Source organism: Paenibacillus sp. NFR01 (assembly GCF_900111565.1).
Classification (GTDB): Bacteria; Bacillota; Bacilli; order Paenibacillales; family Paenibacillaceae; genus Paenibacillus_AQ.
Genome location: NZ_FOIK01000005.1, coordinates 237245 through 259446, shown reverse-complemented (window position 1 = coordinate 259446; position 22202 = coordinate 237245). Strand labels below are relative to the sequence as shown.

Below are 22202 nucleotides of genomic sequence, written 5' to 3'. Positions count from 1 at the left end.
TTATTATTTGCTCCGCAGATCCTGCATAATCTGCTTGCCGGTCGGCGTCTGGGCCAGCCCGCCGCCCGCCGTTTCGCGGTGCTTCTCGGGCATCGCCGAGCCGACCTCCAGCATCACCTTGATCACTTCGTCCGACGGGATGACGCTGCGCACCCCGGCCAGCGCCATGTCGGCGGCAGCCAGAGCCGTCACCGCGCCGAATCCGTTGCGCACGATGCAGGGAATCTCCACCAGACCGCCGACCGGATCGCAGATCAGGCCGAGGGTATTCTTCAGCGCCAGGCCGACGGCATGCACTGCCTGTGCCGGCGATCCGCCGCGCATTTCCGTCAGCGCTCCCGCCGCCATGCCGATGGCCGAGCCCACTTCGGCCTGGCATCCGCCCTCCGCGCCGGAGACGAATGAATTGTTGGCGATGACGTAACCGATGGCCCCGGCCGCAAACAGGCCGTAGGTCATAAAATCGTCATCCCAGCCAAAGCGTTCCTGACAGCTCAGAAAGACGCCGGGAATAATGCCGCAGGAGCCGGCCGTCGGCGTCGCGATAATCCGGCCCATCGAGGCATTCACCTCGGATACGGCCAGCGCGTAAGCCATCGCCCGTCCGGCCGGTTCGCCCAGATTCGGCTCGGCGGCCGCCTGGCTGGCCATTACCCGCTGAGCGTCACGTCCGGTAAGACCGCTTCGGGAGGTCGTATCTTCCGTCAATCCCCGGTGGACCGCTTCTTTCATAACCTCGTAATATTCCTTCATGGTAGCAAATTCCTGCACCGTGGAGCGTCCCGACTCCGCGCTTTGTTCCTCCAGCATCAGCTCGCCGATGCGCAGGCCGCGCTCCTGGCATAATACGGCAAGCTGGCTCAATGTTTGAAAATTCATGATGAAAGATCCTTCCCCTTCTGTTCTTGCTTTGCTCCATTCAGGTCGACCACCTTGACCGAGGTGACCGCCGGCAGCGCCATCAACTCCCGCGTCAGCTCCGGCGTTGCGGGCTCATCCAGTTCCAGTACGGTCAAGGCTGCGCCGCTCCGGTTCTTGCGGTCCAGCGACATATGGCCGATATTGAACTGCCCTTTGCGCATCACGTCGGTCACGCTGGCCAGCACGCCCAGGTAGTCCATATGGTGAATCAGCACCGTCGGATACATGCCGGTCAGCTTGACATTAAAGCCGTCGATATCGACGATTTCGATATTGCCTCCGCCGATGGAAATGCCGGTCAGCGTCAGTTCCTTGCCTGAACTCTCCCCGACCAGGTTCAGCCGGACCGTATTCGGATGCGGAAACAGCCCCGCCCCCTGCCTGAACGATACAGCCACCCCCGCTTCAGCGGCAAGCTCCAGCGAATCCGGCAACCTGGGATCGTCGGTAGCAAAGTCAAGCAAGCCGCCGATGATGGCCCGGTCCGTTCCATGCCCCTGATACGTAGCGGCGAAGGAGCCAAAGAAGATCACCTCGGCCTCGCGCGGCAGTTCGCCCAGCACCTGGCGGGCAGCTCTGCCGATCCGGGCGGCACCGGCCGTATGCGAACTTGAAGGCCCGACCATAGCCGGACCGATAATTGAAAATACGTCTTTAAATCTCATGTGCTATCGATCTCCTGCATTTCTCGCATATGCGCATATGAATTGCCATTCCATTATACTGCATCCGGTCCGCCGCGGCACTGTTACATTTGTTGTTATCTGCACTCTTTGTTATCTATCGCTAGGGTTGGGCCCAGTCCATCGGACACGTGCATCTGCCCGCTTATTCTGCCGCACAACTCCGCGAGTTCCCCGTCGTTCAGCCGGCCCGCATGCAGCAATGCCTCATAAGGGTCGCCTTCCAGCCGCAGCAGCCGGGCAAACGCCGGCTCCGTCTTCACTCCGGCCCGCTTCAGCCGGATGACCGCCTCGCGGAATTCCGGCCCAAGCTGCCGGAGGATCCGCCATTCGGCCAGCATATGCAAATAACCGTTTTGCCGCGCGGAAGGAACCGGCTGGCCAAAGAGCTCAATCGGCCAGCCTCCGGCGGAGAAACGGATGACCGTGCGCGGAATTCCCGCGACCGGGCGGGTGACGGCGCTGAAGCCGCCCTGGCCGCCGAAAAAGCGACCGGCCGCTAATATAAAGGCTTCCGGTTCATGAACCTCGCAAACGATGTCCAAATCGCTTCCCTCCACTTCGAGGCCGAGCGGAACCGTGCCGACCAGCAGCGGCGAATAATCCGCCAGATGCTCCATGATACGAAGCTCCTGCAGCAGCGCGTACACTTCCGGCTGCGGGGCGCTTCCCCTCCGCAAGTATTCAATCGTTGATCCAAAGCTCATCTTGTTCCCCACTTCCTCCTATTCCAAATGCATACGGAAACGCTTCGCAGGTACAGTCTCCTTTCCCGCGGCGCAGGCGAAAGCGCACCCCTGCCTGGGCAAATGCATAGCATAGCCTATACCTGCATGAAAGGGGAAGCTGCGTCATGAATCCAACCTATCCCTATTATGGGCAAAAAACCGTCTGCCGCGAGGAGCCCATCGCTTTTCCGCCGCAGCATCAGGACCGTCAGCCGGGGCTGGAATACCTGATGAATCCGCGGCCGATCAGCGAAGATCCGTCGATCGGGGGCAGCGGCAAGCTGACGGGCAAGGTCGCCTTGATTACCGGAGGCGACAGCGGCATCGGCCGTGCCGCAGCCATCGCGATGGCCAAGGAAGGGGCCGACATCGCCATCGCCTATTTATACGAGGACGTCGACGCCGAGGCGACGCAGCGGCGGATCGAAGAACTGGGGCGGCGCTGCCTGCGCATCCGGACGGACTTGCGGTACAAGCAAAACTGCTCCGATACCGTTGCGCATACGGTGAATACCTTCGGGCGTTTGGACATTCTGGTCAACAACCATGGGGTACAGTATCCACAAAAAAGCATTCTCGACATTTCTGAGGAGCAGCTGTATCAGACGTTTCAGACCAATGTTTTTCCGTACTTCTATTTGGTTCAAGCCGCATTGCCCCATTTGAAGCGGGGCGCGGTCATTATCAACACCGCTTCCATTACCGCCTATCAAGGCAACAAACAGCTGATCGATTATTCCGCCACGAAAGGCGCGATAGTCACCTTTACCCGCTCCCTGGCCCTCTCGCTGGTCGATCAGGGAATTCGAGTCAACAGCGTTGCCCCGGGCCCCGTATGGACGCCGCTCACGGTATCCAGCTATCCTGCGGAAGAAGTCAGCGTATTCGGAACGAATACGCCGCTCGGCCGTGCGGCCCAGCCTTACGAACTGGCGGGAGCCTACGTCTATCTGGCCAGCCCCGATTCGTCCTATGTCACCGGTGCCTGCGTTCACGTGAACGGCGGGGACATGGTCACGAGCTGACCGAACATTTACCCTCACAGGAAAGGAACCCGTCCATGAATAAAATCAAGGAATACGACCTTCCCTCCGTCCGGCTTACCGCAGGCATGTATGCATTATCCAAGCTGTCCGCCGCGGGGCTAACCTTTGTGCTGCTGTCACTGCTGCTGCTGTTCTTCCCGCATACCGGACGCATTCCGGACGGCTGGCCGGTATCGGTGCCTTATGCCATCTATGCCTACGGCCTGCCTGCAGCGCTGGCCGCGGATGTGCTGCTGCGCCTGTTCCGCTCGTCCTCCCTCATCCCGTCTCTTGCCTTGTACGCCGCGGCCGGATTTGCGGCCGGCCTGTGGCTGGCGTCGGAGCAGGGCGGGGACGCACACCGCTGCGCGCTGGCCGGCATCGCCGTTCTGCTGGTTTTCCGTTTCGCCCAGCTTGCCGGCGAACGTTACCCGCTGCTGCTTCCCGTATTCGCGCTGTTTGTGCCGCTGTTCTGCCTCGTACTGTTCTAGCGCCGGCTGCAGCCCGGTTCAGAGCGCTTCAATAATATCGCCGGCGATCAGCGCCGCCGGATGGGCGCGCGCTCTGGCCGCATCCTCTCCGGCCAGCCCGTGCAGGTACACCCCGAACGCCGCCGCCTGAAGCGGCGTCAGGCCCTGCGCCAGCAGACCGGCGATAATCCCGGTCAGCACATCGCCCGCACCGCCGGTCCCCATACCGGGATGGCCGGTGGTATTGACGTAGGCTGCGCCGTCCGGGGCGGCAATAACGGTATGTGCTCCTTTGAGCACCAGCACCACGCCATGCTTCCGGGCGTACGCGCCGGCGAGGCCAATGCGGTCCCGCTGCACTTCGGCGGTCGATACCCCGGCCAGCCGGGCCATTTCGCCCGGATGCGGCGTCAGCACCGCCGGAACGCTCCGCCGCGGCCACGCTTCAAGGCCGGCTTCGGCCAAGATGTTTAGCGCATCGGCGTCCAGCACCAGCGGCGCGCCGATGCCTTCCCACAGGCAACGCAGCCAGCCGGTGTCGCCGGAAAATCGGCCAAGCCCGGGGCCGATCGCCACCGCATCGCGCGTCCTGCCAAGACGCAGCAGCTCCGCCGCGGAAGCCGCGGTCCACTCGCCGCCGGGACCGACGGGGGCGAGCATGACCTCGGGCGCCGCACCGACGGCATGGGGCAGCAGGCCTTCCGGCAGCGCCCAGGTCGCTAGCCCGCTGCCGATGCGCAGCGCGGCGCGGCTGGACAAGATTCCCGCGCCGCTCATGGCGAGGGTGCCTGCGGCCAGCAGCACATGCCCGTACGTGCCTTTATGGCCCTCGGGCGAGCGGCGGCGCGTCACGTCAACACCGAGACGCGCCGACAGCACCTCCGGCGTCAGCAGCCAGGCCTGCACGCCGGCCTCGCGCGCCAGCCCGGCCGGAATGCCGATGGCGCGCAGCACGACATGCCCGGCGGCCGCGGCGCCGGGATATTGCACCAGCCCGCGCTTGAGGCAGGCGAGGCTGACCGTAACCGCCGCATGGATGCACGGCTCATGCGTCGCCCCTGTGTCCGCGTCCAGCCCGCTCGGGATATCCGCGGACACGATCGGCTTGCCGCTGGCGTTCGCCGCGGCAATCAGCTCCGCGTAAGCGCCGCGCGGGGCGCCGGCGCTGCCGGTGCCGAGCAGCGCATCGACGATGCCGCTGCCGGCGGCCAGGTCCACGCGGTCCCGCCCGTAGACGAGGGCGGGCAGCCCCAGCGCGGCAGCGATGTCGCGCTGCCGGGCCGCTTCGCCGGCCAGCGTCTCCGGCGCGGCGGCGTACACCAGCGTGGCGGCTATGCCCGCCTCGCGCAAATACCGGGCGGCGACCAGCCCGTCGCCGCCGTTGTTGCCTTTGCCGACCAGCACGAGCCAGTGCTCGCGGTCGGACCCGTCCACGGTCAGCGCCCGGTCGCCGCTGACCGTAAAGAACGGCGGCTTCAGGCCCAAGCCGCCGTCTGCCCCGCCTGCCGGCCGCTCCGCCCGGCCGGCCCTGCGCTTAATCAGCGCGATGACTTCCTCCGCAATCGCCTTGCCCGCGCTCTCCATCAGCGCCACCGCCGGGATGCCGAGCTTATCGATCGCCAGCCGGTCCATTTCGCGCATTTGCTCCGCCGTTGCCAGTTCCATGGCCATGCCTCCCCGCTTCAGATAATGCTCAGTAGCCTACCGTAAACCGTTCGCGGCTGAAATTGCCCTCTTCCAGTTCGTCGATGACCGCGGCGGCAAAGTCCGGAATGCTCACCGAGCTTTCGCCGTTTTCATCCACCACCAGCCGGTCCAGGCCGATGCGGAACATCCCGGTACGCTGCCCCTCCCGGAGCTCCGCGGGCGGGCTGATATACGAATAGTCAAGCGCTGATCTTTGGTACATCTCATAAGCACGGGCATGCGCCGTTGCCAGCGGAAGAAATGCGGCGGGAAAACCCGCCGTCTCCAGCAGCAGCTCCCCCGAATCCGTCTTCAGGCTCCCCGCGCCGCCGACAATCAGCACCCGCAGCCCGGTTGCGTCCTTCAAACCGGCAATCAACGATTCCGCGGCAGCCGTCAGCTCCTCTTCATGGCCGGCCTTAGGGCCGTAAGCGCTGATCACAGCTTCCTTCCCGGCAACCGCAGCGGCAACCGATGCCGCATTCAGGATATCCGCCTGAATCACCTGCAGCCTTTCATGCGACAACGCATAGCTTTGCGGGTTCCTAACCGCTGCAGTCACTTCATGCTTGCGGTTCAGCGCCTCCTGCACGATCGCCTGGCCAATCCGGCCCGACGCTCCTAATATAACAATATTCATTCCGGCTTCCGCCCTTCTTCTTTATATATCGTTTTTATCTATCGTTAATCCTTGGCCTTGCGCTGCAGCGCCATCCCCTGGGAAGCCGGCATGACCGGCACAAATCCGTATTGCGCATACAGTTTGCTCGCTTCGCCGTCGGCAATGAGGCTGACATACGCCCGCTCGGGAACCGTATCCAGATAACGGCGAATTTCCGCCATGATCCGTTTGCCGTACCCGCGGCCCTGGCGGGAGGGTTTAACCGCGATATCCGTGACCTGAAAAAAGCATCCGCCGTCTCCAACGACTCGGCCCATGCCGACCAGTTCGTCCCCTTCATACAAAGTCACGGCGAAACAGGAGTTGGGCAAGCCGATCCCGGCTCCCTCAGGACTCATCGGACTAAGCCCCGCTTCCCGGCGCAGCGCCAAGTAATCGGATGTCTCCGGCACCTCGCAGCGCACTTCCAACCCTCTGGAAATCTCCATCTCAATATACCCCCTTACTACCTATCATATCACCATTTCCCCGGAGACTTTGCAAGCGGGCAGCGCTAATCCCCCTAGAGCACGGAATAGATGGCAAAAACGCCCCTGCTCCCGCCGGTCAGGCGGGAACAGGGGCTCTGGAGGACTAATAAAAGCAAGGGCAGCCGGTCAACCGCGGCCCGAGGCCCGGGAATCGGTGCGCCGATTCCCGGCTTCGCTGCTTAATCGCGCACTGTTTGCGCTGTTCTCAAAACGTTTGCGTTCCGTGCGTTCCATCTGGACAATCTGTCCCTCGTGCACAACGATGTGCAGGGAGCCGAACTCCATGTCTTCAAGCAATCCCGCGATCCGTGACAGCCACACTTCATCCACTTTCAGCGGTTTAGCCATGCTGGAGCCTCCTTTTCCTGAACCTCTGTGAGCGTGATTCTTCCTCCTGCGCGTCAGTCGGCGTTCTTGCGCAGCAGCCAGCTCTTGATGATCATCGTGACCAGGGCGAGCAGCAGCAGCAGGGACGCCACGGCAAAGGACGCCGAGAACTGATATTCGTTATACAAAATTTCAACATGCAGCGGCAGCGTGTTCGTCAGTCCGCGGATATGGCCGGAAACGACCGATACCGCCCCGAATTCCCCCATCGCCCGTGCATTGCACAAGATGATTCCGTACAGCAGGCCCCATTTAATATTCGGCAGGGTCACCCGGAAAAAGATCTGCCAGCCGCGCGCGCCGAGCGTAATTGCCGCTTCTTCTTCCTGTATGCCCTGATCCTCCATCAGCGGAATCAGCTCGCGGGCGACAAACGGGAAGGTTACGAACAGCGTCGCCAGCACGATGCCGGGAAGCGCGAACACGATTTTGATGTCATGCGCGCTGAGCCAGGAACCGAACCAGCCGTTCGAGCCGAACACCAGCACAAAGATCAGGCCGCCGATCACCGGCGATACGGCAAACGGCAGGTCAATCAGCGTGACAAGGAATCCTTTGCCGCGAAAACGGAATTTGGTGATCGCCCACGCGGTCACCACGCCGAACACGGTATTCAGCGGTACGGTAATGGCGGCAACGAGCAGCGTTAGCCGCAGGGCCGAAGCCGCATCGGGATCGGTCAGCGCCGCCCAGTATACATCCCAGCCGCGTTTAAGCGCTTCGGTGAGCACAACGGCCAGCGGCAGTACGATCAGCCATACCAGCACCAGCGTCGCAAGTCCAACAAGCACCCATTTAACGGTTTTGGACTCGGTTGCCGGCGCGCTTGCGGAACGCGCCTTCCCTCCGGCGAATAACGGGACAGTACCGGCCATGAAATCTCCTCCAGACAAAAAATAGTTACCGCGCGCTTTTGCGCACCCAGCGCTGAAGGCTGTTGATGACCAGCAGCATCAGAAAGGATATCAACAGGAGCAGCAGGGCGACCGCCGTCGCTCCGGCATAATCGTACTGCTCCAGCTTCGACATGATGAGAAGCGGCGCGATTTCCGTCCGCATCGGCATATTGCCGGAGATAAATACGACAGAGCCGTATTCTCCGATGCCGCGGGCAAATGCCAGCGCGAACCCGGTCAGCAGCGGCGGAAGCAGCTCCGGCAGGACAATCCGCACGAAGGTGCGGACCCGTCTCGCGCCTAGCGTGGCTGCCGCTTCCTCCACGTCACGGTCCAGGTCCTCCAATACCGGCTGCACCGTCCGCACTACAAAGGGAATACCGATGAACATCAGCGCCAGCGTTATACCCAGAGGCGTAAAGGCGATCCTCAGCCCCAGCGGGTCGAACAAGGAGCCGATCCAGCCGTTCGCCGAATACAGCGCCGTCAGGGAAACGCCGGCCACCGCCGTAGGCAGGGCGAACGGCAGGTCAATCAGCGCATCGAACAGACGTTTTCCCGGAAAATCGTACCGTACCAGCACCCAGGCCAGCAGCAGTCCGAGCACCGCATCGGTTAACGCCGCCGCGGCCGCGGTCGTCAGGCTTACACGGTAAGAAGCAAGTACCCGGGCATCCGTGGCGACGTCCCAGAATTTGCCCCAGCTTAAGCCTGTATGGTTGAACAGCAGCGCAGATAGCGGCAGCAGCACGACCAGGCTAAGATACAGCACGCTGTAGCCCATCGTAAGCCCGAACCCCGGCAGCAGTCTGCGCCGGGACGGGACGGTTGATGTCGTGACCACATTCATTCGGTATTCATCCTTTCCTGCCTTCGGCTCATGGGCCGATCAGCAGCCTTCGGCAATTATTTGCCCGGTACGTAGATTTGGTCGAAGATACCGCCGTCGTTGAAATGTTTCTCCTGTGTTTCTTTCCAGGTACCAAATTTATCGGCCAGCGTAAACAGCTTGATGTCCGGGAATTGATCCTTGAACTGCTCCTTGACGCTGTCCAGCGTAGGACGGTAGAAGTTCTCCGCGGCGATCTTTTGCCCTTCTTCGGAGTAAAGGTATTTCAGGTAAGCCTCGGCCACTTCACGCGTACCCCGCTTATCGGCCACCTTGTCGACAACCGCAACCGGCGGCTCCGCCAGAATGCTTTCGGACGGGTTAACGATTTCGAATTTGTCGGCGCCAAGCTCCTTGATCGACAGATAGGCTTCGTTCTCCCAGGCGATCAGCACGTCGCCGATGCCGCGTTCCACAAAGGTCGTAGTGGCTCCGCGGGCGCCGGTGTCGAGTACCGGTACATGCTTGTAAAGCTCCTGCACGAATGCTTTCGCCTTCTCTTCGTCATTGTTGTTATGGTCAAGCGCGTAACCCCATGCGGCAAGATAATTCCAGCGGGCCCCACCCGAAGTCTTCGGATTCGGCGTAATGACCTCTACGCCATCCTTCAGCAGGTCCGGCCAATCCTGGATGCCTTTCGGGTTGCCTTTACGTACGAGGAAGACAATGGTCGATGTATAAGGTGAGCTGTTATGTTCGAATTTGCTTTCCCAACCTGCGTTGATCAGGCCTTTGTCCTGCAATGCATCAATATCGTAACCGAGCGCCAGCGTCACGACATCCGCTTCGAGGCCTTCAAGGACCGCGCGGCTTTGCGCACCGGAACCGCCGTGGGATTGCTTAATGGTAACTTTCTGCCCGGTCTCCTTCTCCCAATAAGCCGAAAACGCTTTGTTGTAGTTCTCGTACAGCTCGCGGGTCGGATCATAAGACACGTTCAGAAGCTCTACCGGGTCTTTCGAGGGCGCCTTGGTTGCTTCAGCCGCAGCATTTGTTGATTCCGGTGCCGAAGTGGCCGCCGCGGCATCATTGTTCGCATTGTTGTTGCCGCAGGCGGTCAGCCCCGCCGTCAACAGCAACGCAAATCCGGTAAGAAGCCCTTTTTTGATTCCCTTTTTCATTTTCCAACCACTCCCCCTGTTTATTTGATTAAAAATAAATAACTTATCAGGTAAGAATAATTATTTTACTATTCCTACCCACTTAGTTGGTTATGTCGATATATTACTGAATGCCCGGCGCGGTGTCAAACCTTTTTTTAATGGAATCTGGCAATTCAGGAAGATGTGTGCTCCCAGAAGCAGTCGTTGGCGGAGGTTCCTTCAAGACCCACTTGTTATTGCAGCCCCAAAGTAATATTATTGCTACATCTTATAGATCAAAAAATGATAGATTAATAATGCAGATTCATAGATTGAGAGATAGAAAATCAGTGCAATCGTCAGGGGAGAAATCAACTTATGGGGATGGATTTGGAATGGCTTCCTCAGCCGCAGCCGGAGCTTCTGCCGAAGCCGCGGCGAAAGCGGATCTTTCGGCGGATCGGCGGGGGGATTGCAAGGCGTGTCACGCAAACCTACCGTTATGATACGGCTTTATGGCGGACCGCCTTCGCGGGACCGTGGATCATTCAGGTTTTGGCCTTTACGGCCGCTGTGCTGGGCATACCTACCGGACTTGGCACGGCTGCCGACATTATACTATCCGCCGGAGCAGCGACGCTTGTCCTGGGTATCTCAGCCAACCTGATTGCCGTGCTGCTGGCGGTATTCGGCCTCCCGATCCCGCGCTTGTTCACGGGCTCTTTCGTGAGCGCCTTCGGTTCTGCGCTATTCATTCTCCATTATGCCGACGTGCAGCTTGATGCGGCAGCCGCAATTGCCGGCGGCGCCGCCGTTCTCGGAGCGCTGTTCGGCCTGGCGCTCGGCCTGCTGCGCCGCAGGCATTTCGTTTCCGGCGCCCTGCTTGCGGCGGCATTGGTCTTATTGCCGCTGGCGGTGCCCGCGGCGCCTGAAGTTGCTGCGCTGGATATCCAGCGCACCGCCGCTCCTGCGGCGGCGATCGCCGCAGACAATCCGGGCCAGCCAGGGAGCTACGCCTGGCGTACCTTTACGTACGGCAGCGGCAAAGATCTGCAGCGCGAGGGTTACGGCAAAGGGGCTGAGCTGATCTCGTCCAACGTGGACGCCTCCGCGTATATCAAAAATTGGCCGAAGCTGAAGACCTTGTTCTGGGGCTTCGACAACACCTCGCTGCCGCTGAACGCAAGGGTCTGGATGCCGGAGGGCGACGGGCCGTTTCCGCTCGTCCTGATGGTCCACGGCAATCATATGATGGAGGACTTCTCCGAGGAAGGTTATGCCTATCTTGGCGAACAGCTCGCCAGCCGGGGATTTATCGCCGTAACGCTGGACGAGAACTTCCTGAACTATTCAGCCTGGTCGGGCATTCCCGACAACGACTTCAAAGTGCGCACCTGGTTGATCCTGAAGCATTTGCAGCAGATCGGGACATTTGCAGAGCAGGCCGGCACTCCGTTCTATCAAAAAGTCGATTATGCCCATACCGCGCTGCTCGGCCACAGCCGGGGCGGCCAGGCAGTGGCGATGGCCGCCGACGCCGGTCGCTGGTTTAAGGATGATCCAGCGATGTCGGCCCTGGAACAGTTCCATATCCGTTCCGTCATCGCGCTGGCCCCTACAGACAAGGCCATCGACGATACGCAGGCCAAGCTTACCGACATCAATTATTTAACGCTCCAGGGCGCGCGCGACGGCGATGTCCACGATTTCTACGGCGACCGCCAGTATATTCGTGCGGCGTATACGTTAGGCTCCGGCGCGTTCAAGAGCTCCCTTTATATCGAAGATGCCAACCACAGCCAGTTCAATACCAACTGGGGTTTGTACGACCAGTCCTTCCCCGTCGGCCTGCTGCTGGACCGCTCGCGCATAATGGACGGTACGGACCAGCGGGAGATCGCCAAGGTCTATGTTTCGGCCTTCCTGGAGGCGACGCTGCACGGCAGCGGCGATTACGTGCAGCTGTTCCGGGATTACCGCAGCGGAGCCGCTTGGCTGCCGCAGGATACCGCTTATTATAACCGGTATCAGGACGGGAATTTCATACCGCTGGCCGTGTACGATGAAGACCGCAAGCCGGACACGTCGGCCGGCGGCACCATCAGCGCCTCCGGCCTGATCCGGACCGAGGAGGTTGCCAAGGACCGCGAAGCAAAGAGCAAAGCCGATTACGGCGTCGTGCTTTCGCGGAGCGCGGCAGCCGGCACGGATGCTTTTTACAGCATTACGCTCAAGGATGACGTGACTTCCGGAATGGCGGCGAAAGGAGCCGAGGGCCTGGCCTTCTCCATGTCGAACCGTAACGCCGATCGCAAAGCGGACAGCGGAGCCTCCGCGGCCTCGCCGTCGCCGGGGGTGGAAGTGGAGCTGACGGATACCCGTCAAGTCACGGCCCGCCTGCCCCTGAGCGAGGTTGTGGACATTCTGCCGCTGCCGCGTACCCGGTTTACGCTGTATCCTTGGCTGGAAGAACGGATTGCCGACGGGAAATACGGCGATCCTTCGGAAGCGGTGTACCAAACCTACCGTTTGCCGTTCGCACGTTTTCAGGCCGAAGAGCCGCAATTGGATACGGGCCATATCGTAAAAGTGACGTTCTACCTTCAAGGCCAGGGCGACAAGATCATGCTGGACGATATCGGGTTGTATACCCGCTGATCGGGTTAGATCCTCATCAAAAGGGCTTCTTCTGCCGTACACCGGCAGAAGAAGCCCTTTTGATGTTTACCGCCGTAACCTTACAGCGCCACCAGGCATACCGGAGCCTTGACCTCCAGCTCATTGCCGGTAGGAATCAGCCGGCCGCTCTCCGCGTCGATGCGGAAGGAGACGATGTTGTCGCTGTTCTGGTTGGCCGCCAGCAGCATCCCGCCGATAATGGCAAAATTACGCGGCGTCCGGCCGCCGGAGCTGACCCAGTCCCCGCCCGCAAGCTGCCCGGTCACGGCATCCACCGTGAACATGGCAATGCTGTCATGGCCGCGGTTCGAGGCATACAGGAAACGTCCGCACGGAGAGAGATGAATGTCGGCGGCAGTGTCATCGCTTCCCGCGGCGTAATGCGGCGGCAGCGCGCTTACTTCCTGCACGATTCTCAATTCGCCCGCACCCGGGTTAGCGGCAAAAACAGTGATCATGCTGCTCAGCTCATTGATCAGGTAAATCCATTGTCCGCTTGCATGCACGGCCAGATGGCGCGGACCGGAGCCCGGAGGGAGGACGGCCTCGCCCAACCTGGTCAGCTTACCGTCCGCCGTCTTATAGATAATGACCTGATCCAGCCCGAGATCGCAGGCCAGTACTACCTCGCCGTCACCCGGGATGACCGAATGGGGATGCGGCCCTTCCTGGCGGTCCTGACGGGGACCCGATCCTTCATGCCGCACCTGCGAAGCCATCTCGCCCAGCGAGCCGTCTTCGCGTACGGGAAACAGATTCACGTTGCCGCCCATATAGTTGGCGATGTACAGCTGATCCTCCTCTTTGGAGAGGGAGACATAGCAAGGCGCGCTGCCTTCGGTTTTATGGACGCTGCCGAGCGGATGAAGCACCTTGCTCCCCGCTTCAACGGCAAACGTATGAATTTCGCCTTCCTCCTGCTCGCTCACTGCATACAGCACGCTTCCCGCCCGGTTCAGCGCGAGAAAGGACGGGTTTTCAATGCCGCCTGTTCCGCCGAGTTGCCTCATCTCCCCGGTCGCAGGATCGAGCGCGCCAAGCGCAATGGCCTGTTCTTCTTTGACATTATATGTACCGATGTAAAACAAAACTTCATTCGGCTGCTTCATGCGAATTTGCTCCTTTTTCAGCTGAGATAGGTCATGCCGGAACTTCTACTTGTTCACTATAACATGATTATTTACCCTTCACACCACCGCCGCTAAACGGCCCTTTCCGGCCTTAATTGAAATGCGGCAGACGGAAAAACACAAATTTTAACAACTGGTTTAAACGGGCGGCGGGCGGTTAATAGTTACCATCGAAGGCACCACACACCTAACACGAAGGAGCTGAAGAATCATGGAATTTCTATGGATGCTAATTGTAGGCGGCGTAATTGGATGGCTTGCAGGCCTGATTATGGGCAGAGATATACCCGGGGGAATCATCGGGAACATTATCGCGGGGATTCTCGGATCTTGGCTTGGCGGCGTGCTGCTGGGAAGCTGGGGACCAAGAATTAGCGACTATTACGTATTCCCGTCCCTTATCGGCGCAATTGTGCTGATTGCCATCGTGAGCCTGATTCTGCGCTCGGTCGGCGGCCGCAGCCATTCTTAATATGCTGATTGCTTGCGAATAATACTCGCGTGTTGCAATTCATGGGGCGCCCCCGAGGCCTTGAGGCCGAGGGGAAGCGCCCTTTTTCATGGGCACAGCCCCTCCGGCGCAGCATGGCGGGGTTACCCTTACATAAACGGGCATATACTAGGAGCAGCCCCTTTTTTCCGCAGGCAGTGTTTTTGTGCGCGGCTTTCTTTTTTTGCTATAATGGAATGAATAGTGATACTTATCACAGAGAGGAATGGGAATCATGGGCAATATTAATCCCTCACTGCTGCATGTGGGCTCCACGCTGGTGGCCCTGGCCATGGCGCTCATGGTCATTTTTATCCGCCTGAAAGCCAGCGCCCGCCCGGTCACGCTCCGGAAAATCTGGATTCCTCCGCTCGGGATGTCCACCGGCTTCGCCATGTTCGTCGCACCCGAAGTGCGTTTTCCCTGGTGGTGGGCGGTGCTCGCATTTCTGGTCGGCTGGTTTATCTTCGCTTATCCGCTGATGCGCAGCACCATCTTCGAAGAACGGGACGGACAGATTTACGCGCAGCGCTCCAAAAGCTTCGCTTTCATTCTGCTGGGCCTGCTGCTGATCCGCACACTGCTCCATGAGTTCATCAACCGGTACGTGTCGATCCCGCAATCGGGCGGATTGTTTTTCATTCTGGCGTTTGGCATGATTCTCCATTGGCGGGTATTTATGTACAAACGCTATACGCTGATGGTTCCGCCATCGCCGCAAATTCCGCAACCCCGGGCATAAACGGGCGACAGGAGCATTACCCGGCAGAGTGCCGGAGCGATGCTCTTTTTTGCGTCACCTGTAACCGGCGTCCGCAACCGGAGCCCGCGGTTTCTTGTCAGTATACATTCCCTTTTCCCGCGCCGCGCATACAATATTTCATGAGCCCGCCCAGAACTTTCTGACGCCCCATGTAATTTGTGGCCAAAAACGAAACATAACTGCCGCGCATTTTTCCTCCGATGTCAGGTAACTTGCAATTGGATCAGTTAAAATAGAGGCATACAGGCCGCTGGCCGGGTATTATTTTCAAGAGAGTGGGGACAAGTGAAGTGAAAACGAAATCGAGAAAAGTGGCGATTGTCGGGTCCGGCATGGTCGGCTCCAGCTGCGCCTATGCCATGGTCAACCAGGCGATCTGCGACGAAATCATGATGGTGGACCGCACATTCGACCGCGCCATGGCCCAAGCCCTTGACCTCTCACATTGCATGGATTTTGCCGGTACACGGACCAAGGTGTATCCCGGAACCGCCAAGGACTGCGGGGGCATGGATGTGGTCATCCTCACCGCCGGGGCCAACCCCAAGCCGGGCCAAACGCGGCTCGATGTGCTGGATGCCGCCGCCGAGATTACGGGACAAATCGTTGCCGATATTATGGCCGGCGGGTTTGACGGGATATTCGTCGTAGCCGCCAACCCTGTCGATATTGTAACTTACCTGGTGTGGAAAATGTCCGGGCTGCCGCGCCACCGCGTCATCGGCACCGGAACCTCCATCGACTCGTCCCGCCTGAAAACGCTGCTGTCCGAGGTGTTCTCCATCGATCCCCGCAGCGTCAACGGCTATGCGCTCGGCGAGCATGGCGAATCCCAGTTCGTGGCCTGGTCGCATGTCACCATCGGCGGCAAGCCGATCAAGCATATTCTGGAGCAGCACCGCGAACGCTTCCGCGATCTGGATCTGGATGACATCGCCCGCAAAACGAAGGATGCCGGCTGGGAGATCTTCACCCGCAAAGGCTCCACGCATTTCGGCATCGGCAGCGCGCTGGCCTATATCACCCGCGCCATTCTCAACGATGAACATAAAATCATCGCCGTCTCGGCCATTCTGGAGGGCGAATACAATCAGAGCGGCGTATGTACCGGCGTGCCCGCAATTATCAGCAGCGACGGCATCCAGGAGCTAATCGAGCTGAACCTCAGTCCGAAAGAAGACGAGAAGCTCGCCGCGTCCTGCCAAATTATCCGCTCGGGCATCGACAGCCTGAAGCTGGAAGCCTAAAACGCCAAACGCCCCGCTGCTCCCTGAAGGAGAAGCGGGGCGTTTATTTGTTCGGGCCGGCTGGTTAGGCTCGCGCCGGCACACGCAGCGCGCGCACGCTGTTCAGCACCGCCAGCACGGTAACGCCGACGTCGGAGAAGACGGCTTCCCACATCGTGGCGATCCCGAAAGCGCCAAGGATCAGAAAAATCGCTTTGACCGCCAGTGCGAAAAGGATATTCTGCCAGACGATGCGGCGCGTCCGTCCGGCAATCGAGATGGCGTCGGCGATTTTGGACGGCTCGTCGGTCATGATGACGATATCCGCCGCCTCGATGGCCGCGTCGGAGCCGAGGCCGCCCATCGCGATACCTACATCCGCTCTCGCCAGCACCGGCGTATCGTTGATACCGTCTCCGGCGAAGACGATTTTCTCGCGGGGCCCTTTTTCCTTCTCCAGCCGCTCGATCGCCTCAACTTTATGCTGCGGCAGCAACCCGGCGTGGATTTCATCGACGCCAAGCTGCTTGCCGACCGCCTCCGCCACTTCCGGCGTATCGCCGGTCAGCATGACCGTCTTGCGGACGCCCAGCGCCTTCAAGCGCTGAATCGCTTCGCGCGAATCTTCCTTCACTTCGTCGGCAATGATCAGGTAGCCGGCATAATTGCCGTCCACCGCGATATGAACAACCGTTCCGTGCTGCTCCGGCTGCTGTGGATTTATTCCTTCGCTCGCCATCAATTTAGCGTTGCCGGCCAGCACCGCCCGGCCGTCGATGGATACCGCAATGCCGTGGCCGGAGATTTCCCGGTAGTTTTCGATAGCCAGGCCCTGGATCTCCCGGCCGTAGGCGGCACGGATCGATTCGGCAATCGGATGGCCGGAATGGCTTTCCGCATAGGCGGCGATCCGCAGCAGCTCCTGCGGGTCCCATGCCTCCGCCGGATAAATGCCTGTCACCGTAAATTTCCCTTTGGTGAGCGTACCGGTCTTGTCGAACACGACCAGCTTCACGTCGTTCAGCGCTTCGAGATAATTGCCGCCCTTCACCAGAATGCCGCTGCGCGAAGCGGCGCCGATGCCGCCGAAGAAGCCGAGCGGAATGGAAACGACCAGGGCACAAGGGCAAGAGATGACGAGGAATACCAGCGCCCGGTAAATCCAGTCGCCAAAGGTCTCGCCGCTGAAGAGCAGCGGCGGCAGCACGGCCAGCAGCAGCGCTGCAAGGACGACGATGGGCGTGTACACGCGGGCGAACTTGGTGATGAACGTCTCCGTCTTGGCTTTGTTGCCGGAGGCGTTCTGCACCAGCTCCAGAATTTTGGAGACGGCGGACTCCCCGAACGTCTTCGTCACTTCCACGGTCAATACGCCGTTCTGGTTAATGAAACCGCTCAGCACCTGGCCGCCCGGTTCCACCGGACGCGGAACCGATTCGCCGGTCAGCGCCGAGGTATCCATCAGCGCGCTGCCGGTCAGCACGGTGCCGTCGAGCGGCACCCGCTCGCCGGGGCGGACCAGAATGGTATCGCCCACCCCGACCTCCTCCGGCGACACCCGGCGCTGCCCGTCGCCGCTTTGCAGCACGGCGTATTCCGGCCGGACATCCATCAGCGCCGAGATGGAGCGGCGGGAGCGGTCGACCGCCAGGCCCTGGAAGACTTCGCCGACCTGGTAGAAGAGCATGACCGCAACGCCTTCGGGATATTCGCCGATGGCAAATGCCCCCAGCGTCGCCAGCGCCATCAGGAAGTTCTCGTCGAACACCTGGCCGCGAACGATATTGCGCACCGCGCTGAGCAGCACATCGCCGCCGGCCACCAGATAGGCGGCCAGGAACAGCGCCAGCTCTGCCGCGCCTTCGAGCGGCAGCAGCATCGCCGCGGCGGCCAGCACCGCGCCGCCGCCGAGCCGCCACCACGTGCCGCGCTCGCCGCCGGCACCGTGCTCATGCCCATGCCCGTGCGCATGGGCATCGCCGTGTTCATGCGCGTGGCCATGGGCATCGCCATGGGCATGCGCTTCCCCATGGGCATGCGCTTCATCATGCCCATGCCCGCCGGCGCGGGCAACCCGACGTCCGCCCGCCAGCTTGGCGGCGGCAGTGCCCCGGCCGCCGACCTCGCGCAGCTTCACATGCGGCTCGAGCGCCGTTACTGTCTTTTGCGCCTGCTCCGAAACCGCCTCGGTATCGGCCGCCGCAGTCTCCAGCGTCATCGTCTTCATCGCGAAGTTGACCGAGCAGGATGTCACGCCATCAAGCTTTTTCACCTTGTTTTCAATCTTCATAGCGCAATTCGCGCAGTCCAAACCTTCCAGCACCCACTGCCGTTTCACCTTGCCCTCCACTGCATTCATATCATCCATCTCCCTTGGATATATCTATATATGAGTAACTGTTCATATGTTCTTATGCCCTTATTATATTCCCCTTGCATGAGCAGTGTCAATGCATGCGGTGCCTGAATTTTACGCGGTGAAGTACAGCGGTTTCTAGCCCAAAGACGGCTCCGGGACCGGCAGGTCCAAAAACCGCAACATCGCGGCCCGGAATACCGGACACAGTCGGTCATCAAGCTACTAAAAGAAATCCAAGCTTTTTTCGCAAATACCCCTCCATTAATGTAAAAAAGTATATAATTAACATATCAACAAGTTATGGGAATTGGATCTTCTGAAAAGGAGGCGGTATGGATGAGCGATTTCTTTAATCCCGGACCGAATGCGTCAAACTCGACGGATCCCGGCGGCCATAAAGCCAATCATGATGTGAATCAGCATAAGCTCCATACAAAGGGAGTCCCCGGTATTTGGAGTCAAATCCTTGATTTGATTATTGTCGCGGCCATTTTTGTCGTAATTATAGTTGTAATTACATGGATTGTGTAGAATAGATCGAATTTCTTAGACCCCGAGTCGGGGTCTTCTTTATTGAGGGTTCCTACCTGCCCATATCTGTGCTGCTCTGCCTGTTTGTTACCCTTAACGGACTTGAGCGCCGTTGCTCTTACCAAACGCCCTTTCGCACAAAAAAACCGCTCTCCGCCAAAGGCGGGAACGGTCTGTCCGCAACTTATGCAACAACCCTCTATTCGTGCCGGATATGCTCATGCGTCTGCAGGAAAATCTGCTCGACATGGGTGTCGTTTAGCGAATAGAAGACCGTCTTGCCTTCCTTGCGCCGCTTCACGATCCGTAGATTACGCAAATACCGCAGTTGATGCGATACTGCCGATTGCCCCATATCAAGAATCGAAGACAAATCATGCACGCACAGCTCCTGCCGGGAGAGCGCGTAGATGAGCCGTACCCGCGTCGGGTCGCCCAGCGCCTTGAACATCTCCGCCATCTTGTCGGTGATCTCGCGATCCGGAAGGATCAGCGCCACAGAGTCCGGCCCCAGCTCCGATCCTTCACAGGTGTTGTCGCATTCTTCAACCGCTGCCGGTTCCATGCCCTAACCTCCTCCTCCATATGCTATCCGGAAATTCCGGTTATTCGAAGTCTCTACGATTAATTATAGAAAAAACTTCGCGCAAAGTCCATGGAGGAACCCCGGCAAGAGGAAGGGCAGCGCAGTTGTTCTGCAAACAACGCGCTGCTCCCGGCTCTACACTGCTTTCCGCCGGAAGGCGATCAGCCCGGCGGCCAGGAACAGCACAAGGCTGCCCAGCACAACGCCCATCAGCGTTTCCAGCGGCAGGTTAAACGCGCCAAAGGCCTCATCGCCGCTGAACGGGGACATTGCCAGAAGCGGCTGGACCCATGGATAATAAGGGCCAAAGCGGTCCGAGTTGGCAATCAGCATATTGGGCAGCGTCAGGCTGACGTTCAGCGCCAGCGGAGCGCCGAAGCTGCTCCAGCCTTGGGATACGGCTAGCTGCAGCGCGGCAAGCGGCAGGCAGGCGAACCAGCCGCCGAACACGCTGGCGCCGATCAGCTGCCACGGCAGCGGGCCGGGCACGCCGCGGAGCGTTCCGACAGCAAGCAAGGCAGCCAGGAACAACAGCTGCACGGCGGCGAGCAGCCCCGCGGTCATCGCAAACTTCGCCAGGTACACCGAGGTCCGGCGCACCGGCAAGGCCAGCAGCTGCTTCCAGCCGCCGTCCCCGTGCTCGAACCGGCAGAGCATCGCGGCGAACACGCCCGACAGCACCGGCAGAAACAGCATCGCATGAATGGCGGACATGGCGCTGAGGAGCAGGCGCCAGGTCACGCTTTCGTCCGCCGCCCTATCGGCCAGAAGTCCGACAAGAACGGCAATTGCCGGGCTCGCGATCACAAGAATCCAGAGATGGGAGCGCGACAGCTTCAGCCGTTCGGCCGAGCAAAGTCTCATGAAATTTTTCATATGTCAGGCCACATCCTTCCGTGCAAAATGCAGCGCGCCCGGCAGCAGCACCAGCAGGCCCAGGAGAAGTCCAGCCGCGCTGTACAGCCACGGCTTGGCGCCGCTCCACGCCAGATACGGCCAGATCAGCGGCACCCACTTCGGCATATACAAGGAGAACAGGCTCGTGATGGACAGCGTCAGGCCCAGCCCGACCGGGAGCGTCTGATTGCGGTTGGCCAGCGAAAGCCAGAGCTGCAGGGCGACGACCGGAAGGACGGCCGCATAGGCGGCGAAGCTGAGCTGAAGCAGCTTGCCGTACGGCACCGGCTGTTCGCCGAATCCAAGCAGCAGACCGAGCAGTGCCGTACCGCCCGATAACAGCAGGCAGGAGCAGGCGAGCAGCAGCAGGAGCAGCAGCAGCTTGGACAGGAAAACGGCCGTGCGTGAGACCGGCAGCGCCAGAAGCTGCTTCCAGGCGCTCGTCTGATGCTCCACATTCGCCATCAGCGAGGAGAGCAGCGCCGCGCCCAAGTACAGCGCAACCGGCACAAACTCGGACAGGTTGTCGAGTAAGCCGCCCCATAAGTCGGCACGGTACTGCTCCTTCAAGTAATCCAGACGGAGGCCGAAATTGAGCCCCTGCATCGCCAGGAGTCCCGCCGGAGCCAGAAAGACGAGAAACCATAACCCCTTGCCGCGGATCTTCAGCCAGTCCGCGGAGAAGACGCGCCCGATCATGACGCGCCTCCTTCAACGATCTGCAGGAAAAATTCCTCCAGCGACTGCCGGCGCTCCTCGACCCGGTAAATATCATGGCCGCGCTCGACCAGCTCCCGGATCAATATCGCCACACGGGCATCGTTTATTCGCGGCAGGATAAGGCGCCCTTCGCGAAGCGCGACCCGCCCGCCTGCCGCAGCCTCGGCTAAGACCAGCGCCGCCTCCGGCTCCGATACGGACAAGCGGAGATCGCCCGCCGCCTGCGCTTGCAGATGCGCAATCGTATCTTCATACAGCATCCGGCCCTGGTTGATAATGCCGACCGTGTCCGCCATCTGTTCGATCTCGCTCAGCAAATGGCTGGAGACCAGCACCGTAATCCCCTGCTCGGATGGAAGCCGCTTGATCAATGAGCGGATCTCCTGGATGCCCGACGGATCGAGGCCGTTGGTGGGCTCGTCCAGGATCAGCAGCTCGGGACTGCCGAGCAGCGCGGCGGCAATGCCGAGCCGCTGCTTCATGCCGAGCGAGAAGCCTTTGACCGGGCGTTTCTCTTCACCGGTCAACGAGACGATGTCCAGCACCTCGGCAATCCGCGATTTGGGCACATCCAGAATGCGCCGGATGGCTTCCAGATTATCAACTGCACTTAAGTGCCCGTAATAGGAGGGCGATTCGACCAGCGAACCGATCCTGCGCAGAATCGGCAGTTTATGCTTTTGCAGCTCCTGTCCAAAAATATCGATGCTGCCGGAGGTCGGCTTGATCAATCCGAGCAGCATCCGGATCGTCGTCGTTTTTCCGGCGCCGTTTGGGCCGAGAAAGCCGTATATCTGCCCTTTCCCGATATTCAAATTCAATTCGTCCACCGCCGCGCGGCCGCGGTATACTTTGCGCAAATCCGCCGCGCGGATCACTGTTTCATTCATGTTCTTCACCTC

General features: G+C 60.0%; 23 protein-coding genes. 7 read left to right on the top strand and 16 right to left on the bottom strand.

Annotated elements, in window-relative coordinates:
- Positions 1-3 precede the first annotated feature (3 nt).
- From sdaAA to BMW84_RS20395, 3 genes are all read right to left on the bottom strand, one after another.
- The gene (gene sdaAA, locus BMW84_RS20405) at positions 4-879 is read right to left on the bottom strand and encodes an L-serine ammonia-lyase, iron-sulfur-dependent, subunit alpha (RefSeq protein ID WP_091071548.1); all 876 of its coding nucleotides are present in this window, start codon (positions 877-879) and stop codon (positions 4-6) included.
- Complete coding sequence (sdaAB, locus tag BMW84_RS20400; protein WP_091071547.1) at positions 876-1586, bottom strand: L-serine ammonia-lyase, iron-sulfur-dependent subunit beta; 711 nt, start codon at positions 1584-1586, stop codon at positions 876-878. Before sdaAB ends, sdaAA begins: the two co-directional genes overlap by 4 nt.
- A 95-nt stretch (positions 1587-1681) precedes the next feature.
- Positions 1682-2311 carry a DUF4269 domain-containing protein gene (locus BMW84_RS20395; RefSeq protein WP_091071545.1) on the bottom strand — a complete coding sequence of 210 codons (630 nt, stop codon included), beginning with the start codon at positions 2309-2311 and terminating at the stop codon, positions 1682-1684.
- A gap of 146 nt (positions 2312-2457) precedes the next feature.
- Here BMW84_RS20395 and BMW84_RS20390 point away from each other — a divergent pair, with 146 nt between their 5' ends.
- Together BMW84_RS20390 and BMW84_RS20385 are read left to right on the top strand one after the other, a co-directional pair.
- Positions 2458-3357, top strand: a complete 900-nt coding sequence (locus BMW84_RS20390) for an SDR family oxidoreductase (protein ID WP_091071544.1) — start codon at positions 2458-2460, stop codon at positions 3355-3357.
- A 35-nt stretch (positions 3358-3392) separates the two neighbouring features.
- Positions 3393-3848: a hypothetical protein gene (locus tag BMW84_RS20385; RefSeq protein ID WP_091071542.1), complete on the top strand. Its 456-nt coding sequence runs from the start codon at positions 3393-3395 to the stop codon at positions 3846-3848.
- A gap of 18 nt (positions 3849-3866) precedes the next feature.
- On the opposite strand, the gene BMW84_RS20380 is transcribed toward BMW84_RS20385, so the two are convergent.
- From BMW84_RS20380 to BMW84_RS20350, 7 genes are all read right to left on the bottom strand, one after another.
- Positions 3867-5492, bottom strand: coding sequence for an NAD(P)H-hydrate dehydratase (locus BMW84_RS20380; protein ID WP_091071540.1), 1626 nt, complete (start codon positions 5490-5492; stop codon positions 3867-3869).
- A 28-nt stretch (positions 5493-5520) separates the two neighbouring features.
- Positions 5521-6153: an NAD(P)-dependent oxidoreductase gene (locus BMW84_RS20375; protein ID WP_091071539.1), complete on the bottom strand. Its 633-nt coding sequence runs from the start codon at positions 6151-6153 to the stop codon at positions 5521-5523.
- Between the two features lie 44 nt (positions 6154-6197).
- Positions 6198-6623 carry a GNAT family N-acetyltransferase gene (locus BMW84_RS20370; RefSeq protein WP_091071537.1) on the bottom strand — a complete coding sequence of 142 codons (426 nt, stop codon included), beginning with the start codon at positions 6621-6623 and terminating at the stop codon, positions 6198-6200.
- A gap of 168 nt (positions 6624-6791) precedes the next feature.
- Positions 6792-7013: a YezD family protein gene (locus tag BMW84_RS20365; RefSeq protein ID WP_091071536.1), complete on the bottom strand. Its 222-nt coding sequence runs from the start codon at positions 7011-7013 to the stop codon at positions 6792-6794.
- Between the two features lie 53 nt (positions 7014-7066).
- Positions 7067-7927, bottom strand: coding sequence for a sulfate ABC transporter permease subunit CysW (gene cysW, locus BMW84_RS20360; protein WP_091071534.1), 861 nt, complete (start codon positions 7925-7927; stop codon positions 7067-7069).
- Positions 7928-7952: 25 nt separating this feature from the next.
- The gene (gene cysT / locus BMW84_RS20355) at positions 7953-8798 is read right to left on the bottom strand and encodes a sulfate ABC transporter permease subunit CysT (RefSeq protein ID WP_091071532.1); all 846 of its coding nucleotides are present in this window, start codon (positions 8796-8798) and stop codon (positions 7953-7955) included.
- A gap of 56 nt (positions 8799-8854) precedes the next feature.
- Complete coding sequence (locus BMW84_RS20350) at positions 8855-9958, bottom strand: sulfate ABC transporter substrate-binding protein (RefSeq protein ID WP_091071531.1); 1104 nt, start codon at positions 9956-9958, stop codon at positions 8855-8857.
- 339 nt (positions 9959-10297) lie between these two features.
- Between BMW84_RS20350 and BMW84_RS20345 the strand changes: the two genes are divergently transcribed.
- The gene (locus BMW84_RS20345) at positions 10298-12577 is read left to right on the top strand and encodes an alpha/beta hydrolase family protein (protein ID WP_091071529.1); all 2280 of its coding nucleotides are present in this window, start codon (positions 10298-10300) and stop codon (positions 12575-12577) included.
- Between the two features lie 80 nt (positions 12578-12657).
- On the opposite strand, the gene BMW84_RS20340 is transcribed toward BMW84_RS20345, so the two are convergent.
- A complete protein-coding gene (locus BMW84_RS20340; protein ID WP_091071528.1) occupies positions 12658-13707 on the bottom strand; it encodes a lactonase family protein in 1050 nt (349 codons plus the stop codon).
- Positions 13708-13939: 232 nt separating this feature from the next.
- On the opposite strand from BMW84_RS20340, the gene BMW84_RS20335 reads away from it, so the two are divergent.
- The 3 genes from BMW84_RS20335 to BMW84_RS20325 all read left to right on the top strand — a co-directional run bounded on the left by BMW84_RS20335 (position 13940) and on the right by BMW84_RS20325 (position 16228).
- Positions 13940-14200 carry a GlsB/YeaQ/YmgE family stress response membrane protein gene (locus tag BMW84_RS20335; protein WP_091071523.1) on the top strand — a complete coding sequence of 87 codons (261 nt, stop codon included), beginning with the start codon at positions 13940-13942 and terminating at the stop codon, positions 14198-14200.
- Positions 14201-14453: 253 nt separating this feature from the next.
- The gene (locus tag BMW84_RS20330) at positions 14454-14960 is read left to right on the top strand and encodes a CcdC family protein (protein WP_091071522.1); all 507 of its coding nucleotides are present in this window, start codon (positions 14454-14456) and stop codon (positions 14958-14960) included.
- A gap of 311 nt (positions 14961-15271) precedes the next feature.
- The gene (locus BMW84_RS20325) at positions 15272-16228 is read left to right on the top strand and encodes an L-lactate dehydrogenase (protein ID WP_091071520.1); all 957 of its coding nucleotides are present in this window, start codon (positions 15272-15274) and stop codon (positions 16226-16228) included.
- Positions 16229-16292: 64 nt separating this feature from the next.
- Here the strand turns inward: BMW84_RS20325 and BMW84_RS20320 are convergent, their stop codons facing one another.
- Positions 16293-18566, bottom strand: a complete 2274-nt coding sequence (locus BMW84_RS20320; protein WP_091071519.1) for a heavy metal translocating P-type ATPase — start codon at positions 18564-18566, stop codon at positions 16293-16295.
- A 336-nt stretch (positions 18567-18902) separates the two neighbouring features.
- Between BMW84_RS20320 and BMW84_RS20315 the strand changes: the two genes are divergently transcribed.
- Entirely contained in the window at positions 18903-19097 is a 195-nt protein-coding gene (locus tag BMW84_RS20315) for a hypothetical protein (protein ID WP_091071517.1), read from the top strand.
- Between the two features lie 199 nt (positions 19098-19296).
- On the opposite strand, the gene BMW84_RS20310 is transcribed toward BMW84_RS20315, so the two are convergent.
- The 4 genes from BMW84_RS20310 to BMW84_RS20295 all read right to left on the bottom strand — a co-directional run bounded on the left by BMW84_RS20310 (position 19297) and on the right by BMW84_RS20295 (position 22190).
- A complete protein-coding gene (locus BMW84_RS20310) occupies positions 19297-19662 on the bottom strand; it encodes an ArsR/SmtB family transcription factor (protein ID WP_091071515.1) in 366 nt (121 codons plus the stop codon).
- Between the two features lie 156 nt (positions 19663-19818).
- Complete coding sequence (locus tag BMW84_RS20305; RefSeq protein ID WP_091071513.1) at positions 19819-20559, bottom strand: ABC transporter permease; 741 nt, start codon at positions 20557-20559, stop codon at positions 19819-19821.
- A 3-nt stretch (positions 20560-20562) separates the two neighbouring features.
- Positions 20563-21279: an ABC transporter permease gene (locus BMW84_RS20300; RefSeq protein WP_091071511.1), complete on the bottom strand. Its 717-nt coding sequence runs from the start codon at positions 21277-21279 to the stop codon at positions 20563-20565.
- Positions 21276-22190 (bottom strand): ABC transporter ATP-binding protein, encoded by a 915-nt coding sequence (locus BMW84_RS20295; protein WP_091071509.1) that lies wholly within the window; start codon positions 22188-22190, stop codon positions 21276-21278. The genes BMW84_RS20300 and BMW84_RS20295 overlap by 4 nt, the downstream gene beginning before the upstream one ends.
- Positions 22191-22202: the final 12 nt, after the last annotated feature.

Excerpts from the sequence above, each read along its gene's own strand:
- sdaAA (WP_091071548.1), bottom strand. The coding sequence starts at position 879 with ATGAATTTTCAAACATTGAGCCAGCTTGCCGTATTATGCCAGGAGCGC.
- sdaAB (WP_091071547.1), bottom strand. The coding sequence starts at position 1,586 with ATGAGATTTAAAGACGTATTTTCAATTATCGGTCCGGCTATGGTCGGG.
- BMW84_RS20395 (WP_091071545.1), bottom strand. The coding sequence starts at position 2,311 with ATGAGCTTTGGATCAACGATTGAATACTTGCGGAGGGGAAGCGCCCCG.
- BMW84_RS20390 (WP_091071544.1), top strand. The coding sequence starts at position 2,458 with ATGAATCCAACCTATCCCTATTATGGGCAAAAAACCGTCTGCCGCGAG.
- BMW84_RS20385 (WP_091071542.1), top strand. The coding sequence starts at position 3,393 with ATGAATAAAATCAAGGAATACGACCTTCCCTCCGTCCGGCTTACCGCA.
- BMW84_RS20380 (WP_091071540.1), bottom strand. The coding sequence starts at position 5,492 with ATGGAACTGGCAACGGCGGAGCAAATGCGCGAAATGGACCGGCTGGCG.
- BMW84_RS20375 (WP_091071539.1), bottom strand. The coding sequence starts at position 6,153 with ATGAATATTGTTATATTAGGAGCGTCGGGCCGGATTGGCCAGGCGATC.
- BMW84_RS20370 (WP_091071537.1), bottom strand. The coding sequence starts at position 6,623 with ATGGAGATTTCCAGAGGGTTGGAAGTGCGCTGCGAGGTGCCGGAGACA.
- BMW84_RS20365 (WP_091071536.1), bottom strand. The coding sequence starts at position 7,013 with ATGGCTAAACCGCTGAAAGTGGATGAAGTGTGGCTGTCACGGATCGCG.
- cysW (WP_091071534.1), bottom strand. The coding sequence starts at position 7,927 with ATGGCCGGTACTGTCCCGTTATTCGCCGGAGGGAAGGCGCGTTCCGCA.
- cysT (WP_091071532.1), bottom strand. The coding sequence starts at position 8,798 with ATGAATGTGGTCACGACATCAACCGTCCCGTCCCGGCGCAGACTGCTG.
- BMW84_RS20350 (WP_091071531.1), bottom strand. The coding sequence starts at position 9,958 with ATGAAAAAGGGAATCAAAAAAGGGCTTCTTACCGGATTTGCGTTGCTG.
- BMW84_RS20345 (WP_091071529.1), top strand. The coding sequence starts at position 10,298 with ATGGGGATGGATTTGGAATGGCTTCCTCAGCCGCAGCCGGAGCTTCTG.
- BMW84_RS20340 (WP_091071528.1), bottom strand. The coding sequence starts at position 13,707 with ATGAAGCAGCCGAATGAAGTTTTGTTTTACATCGGTACATATAATGTC.
- BMW84_RS20335 (WP_091071523.1), top strand. The coding sequence starts at position 13,940 with ATGGAATTTCTATGGATGCTAATTGTAGGCGGCGTAATTGGATGGCTT.
- BMW84_RS20330 (WP_091071522.1), top strand. The coding sequence starts at position 14,454 with ATGGGCAATATTAATCCCTCACTGCTGCATGTGGGCTCCACGCTGGTG.
- BMW84_RS20320 (WP_091071519.1), bottom strand. The coding sequence starts at position 18,566 with ATGAATGCAGTGGAGGGCAAGGTGAAACGGCAGTGGGTGCTGGAAGGT.
- BMW84_RS20315 (WP_091071517.1), top strand. The coding sequence starts at position 18,903 with ATGAGCGATTTCTTTAATCCCGGACCGAATGCGTCAAACTCGACGGAT.
- BMW84_RS20310 (WP_091071515.1), bottom strand. The coding sequence starts at position 19,662 with ATGGAACCGGCAGCGGTTGAAGAATGCGACAACACCTGTGAAGGATCG.
- BMW84_RS20305 (WP_091071513.1), bottom strand. The coding sequence starts at position 20,559 with ATGAAAAATTTCATGAGACTTTGCTCGGCCGAACGGCTGAAGCTGTCG.
- BMW84_RS20300 (WP_091071511.1), bottom strand. The coding sequence starts at position 21,279 with ATGATCGGGCGCGTCTTCTCCGCGGACTGGCTGAAGATCCGCGGCAAG.
- BMW84_RS20295 (WP_091071509.1), bottom strand. The coding sequence starts at position 22,190 with ATGAATGAAACAGTGATCCGCGCGGCGGATTTGCGCAAAGTATACCGC.